This window comes from Thermodesulfobacteriota bacterium (genome assembly GCA_039028315.1).
In the GTDB taxonomy this organism is placed as follows: domain Bacteria; phylum Desulfobacterota_D; class UBA1144; order Nemesobacterales; family UBA2774; genus CR02bin9.
Genome location: JBCCIH010000226.1, coordinates 1 through 3,205 on the forward strand (window position 1 = coordinate 1; position 3,205 = coordinate 3,205).

The 3,205-nt window shown below is 38.1% G+C and carries 3 protein-coding genes; all 3 read right to left on the bottom strand.

Annotated features, from left to right (window positions below; all coding sequences use genetic code 11):
* Nucleotides 1–10 precede the first annotated feature (10 nt).
* Genes AAF462_11185 through AAF462_11195 form a run of 3 tightly spaced genes read right to left on the bottom strand, consistent with a single transcriptional unit; the run spans nucleotide 11 to nucleotide 3,090 of the window.
* Nucleotides 11–2,017 carry a heme lyase CcmF/NrfE family subunit gene (locus AAF462_11185; GenBank protein MEM7009686.1) on the bottom strand — a complete coding sequence of 669 codons (2,007 nt, stop codon included), beginning with the start codon at nucleotides 2,015–2,017 and terminating at the stop codon, nucleotides 11–13.
* The gene (locus tag AAF462_11190; GenBank protein MEM7009687.1) at nucleotides 2,018–2,437 is read right to left on the bottom strand and encodes a cytochrome c maturation protein CcmE; all 420 of its coding nucleotides are present in this window, start codon (nucleotides 2,435–2,437) and stop codon (nucleotides 2,018–2,020) included.
* A gap of 17 nt (nucleotides 2,438–2,454) precedes the next feature.
* Nucleotides 2,455–3,090, bottom strand: coding sequence for a hypothetical protein (locus tag AAF462_11195; GenBank protein ID MEM7009688.1), 636 nt, complete (start codon nucleotides 3,088–3,090; stop codon nucleotides 2,455–2,457).
* Nucleotides 3,091–3,205: the final 115 nt, after the last annotated feature.

The following is a 3,205-nucleotide window of genomic DNA, read 5'->3' on the forward strand; positions in this document are numbered from 1 at the left end:
AAGAAGAGTTTTAAGCTCTTATTGCAGCGTCTTTCTCACCAACGCTGTATCTAACAAATGCCGTCTCTGTAATCTTTTTACCACTTGGCCACATCGTAACAATTGCACCGATTACAAGTAGCAAGCCCCCTGCCCAAATCCAGTTCACAAGCGGATTAATCATAGCCCTTATAGTAGCACTACCATCAGGATTAAAGCTACTAAGAATAATGTAGAGATCATCCTTAAAAGTTGACCTTAGGGCAACTTCTGTTTCCTGATTAATCTCGCGGTTTCCTTCATATTTATATATATTCTTCTCAGGCCTGATCTGATCTATTTCCTTGCCGGAAGCGAAAAGCGTAATATTAGCAATTGTTGCGTTTTTAGCATCAGTCGTATATTGCTCAATCCCATCAAATCTAAGACTATAGTCTCTAAGCTCCATAGACTCCCCTGCGTTTAGAGTAGATTGTTTTTCGGTTACAAATACTGATGAAGCCGTGACTCCAATTACAATAAGAACAACTCCCATATGTACTATATATCCACCATAGCGCCGTTTGTTTCTAGAGACCAGTTTCATAAAAGCTGCTATAGGATTTTCGCCTCTCTTCATTCTCACTCTAGTACCCCTAATAAATTCCGTAAATACAGTCCCGGTAACAAATGCACAAAGTGCAAAAGAGATTATTGCAACCACATCTCTCATCCCTAATATCAAAAGAACTATAATTGTCAGCACTCCTAAAATAGTTGGGTAAATAAAATTTCTTATCAGATTCTTAAACGATGCTTTCCTCCAGGAAATGATTGGTCCAACTCCCATGAGTAGGATTAGAACAAGCGCTATTGGAACGTTGACCCTATTGAAATAAGGAGGGCCTACTAAGATTTTATCCCCTGTCACCGCTTCAGATAAGATTGGAAAAATAGTTCCCAAGAATACTGCGAATGCCGCTCCTAAAAATAATAGATTGTTAAAAATAAAAGCGCTTTCTCTTGACAAAATTGAGTCAAAGCTATCCTCAGTTTCAAGGTCTTTTAATCTATATATAAACATTGCAAATGAGAAAAGGAGAATAAACGCTATAAAACCTAGGAACATAGGACCTATATCAGATTGAGCAAATGAATGCACAGATGAAATGATGCCGCTTCTAGTTATAAATGTGCCAAAAATCGAGAGAAAGAACGTGATTATAATTAAAGACATATTCCACTTTTTTAACATTCCCTTTTTTTCCTGGATCATTACGGAGTGGATAAAAGCTGTGGCCGCTAGCCATGGCATAAAGGCTGCGTTCTCTACAGGATCCCAGGCCCAATAGCCTCCCCAGCCTAGCTCAAGATAAGCCCACCTGGCACCCAGAAGAAGACCGATGCTCAAAAATGTCCATGCAAAGAGCGCCCATTTTCTTGAATATTTAATCCAGGCATCGCCCAGTTTCCCAGACAGAAGTGCGCCCATTCCAAAAGCAAAAGGAACAGTAACACCAACGTAGCCGAAATACAGTGTTAACGGATGTATAGCCATGTATCCGTTTTGGAGAATTGGGTTTAATCCCCTTCCCTCTTTAGGAGTAAAGGGAAGAGTTTCAAAGGGGTTTTCTACAAAAGCAATGATTCCGATAAAAAAGATTGAGACTACAGATAGAGTCGCAAGCACGTAGGGCATTAGGTCCCTGTCTTTATTTCTACTCTGTAGAACTACGATTGCAGTATAAATAGAGAGGACAAGACACCATAACAAGAGTGAGCCTGCCTGTCCTGCCCAAAGAGATGTGAAACGATAAATAGTAGCAAGATCGGTACTTGTATTTAATGCAACATACTTAAGATTGAAATCAAGATTTATCAGCGAATGAACAAGTGCTATAGTAGCTATCAATAACAACACGAAAACTGCTATTGCTGCATTTTCAGCGCTTCGTACAAAATCCCACTTGCGGGATTTAACGCCGTATATTGATGCAAAAAGAATATATATAGATATTACAAATGATAATAGGATTGAAATACTGCCGGTTTCTACCATTTAGTAAGAAGCTTCCTTGTTTTCATAGAGGGATTCAGCATCTTCGTACTTTGTAGGACATTTCGCCAATAGAGTATCCGCCTCAAACACATCATTTTTCGCATAAACTCCTTCCACTACTGCTTCTACATCATCCGCAAAAATATCGGGGATTATACCTTCATATTGAACATCTATAGTTTGAGCGCCGTCACTTATTTGAAACTCTAATGATCCGTCATTTTCTTTAACTATTGTCCCCGGTACTACGATTCCTGACACCCGTACTCTGCTGTCATATACATCCGGTACTTGGGCTCTAAGCTCCTCAACCGTGAGATAGTAGACCATAGTGTCTTTCACACCGCCGTAAACCAGATAACTGACAGTTAGAGCTATAATCGCAATTGCTATAATAAATTTCATTTTGCCTTTTAGCATAATTTATCTCAGTATTATTAAACTGTTTCCAACTGTTTCTTTAACTCCCTATTTTTTCTAAACAGATTATAAATATAAAGGATTAGAACTAACCAAACAACTACATGACCCCAAAAAAGATAGTTTAATCTAAGGGGTATATAATCGAGCTTAACACTTTCTAACCAGACCTTACCTTCTCCCTCGACAATGAGGTTTAACTTTATCAGATCTGGAGAAGAAGCTTTGTCTATATATAAAACTGCATCCGCTCCTCTCCAATTTGTAGTACCTGTGAGAGGAACTCTTGGGCCCCGAGCAATAAGCTCTTCACCATCGGGGAACTTAGCGATCATTTCCAGAAATGAAATACCTCTTGAATCTTCAGTAGCGGTGAGATCCTCTGATCGCATCCGGGCTGTATAAGTAAGACGTTTATTCTTAAAATCCTCATCTTTTAATTCAAAGAGCTCAACACTAATAGGTTCTTGAGTTTTAACTAGCAGTATAGTCTCACCTTCCGTAGACCTATCAATTTCAACATTTGTTTGAGTGATTATGTCAGAAACATCTGAAATAGGAAACTTCAGCTCTTGTTCTTCTTGAGCAATTGATTGGACAGATAATATGACAGAAAAAACTGCCAAAAATGTAAATAAATACTCTAATTTCATGACCTTAACCAGTTTATAGAATACCTGTGATTTTAAACATAAAAAGCTAATTCCCTGAATAAGTATAAGAATAACAATATAGGAGTCTATATATTAATTCTCTACTTATATGAAA

Coding starts and splice junctions, on each gene's coding strand:
- AAF462_11185 (MEM7009686.1), bottom strand. CDS start 2,017: ATGGTAGAAACCGGCAGTATTTCAATCCTATTATCATTTGTAATATCT.
- AAF462_11190 (MEM7009687.1), bottom strand. CDS start 2,437: ATGCTAAAAGGCAAAATGAAATTTATTATAGCAATTGCGATTATAGCT.
- AAF462_11195 (MEM7009688.1), bottom strand. CDS start 3,090: ATGAAATTAGAGTATTTATTTACATTTTTGGCAGTTTTTTCTGTCATA.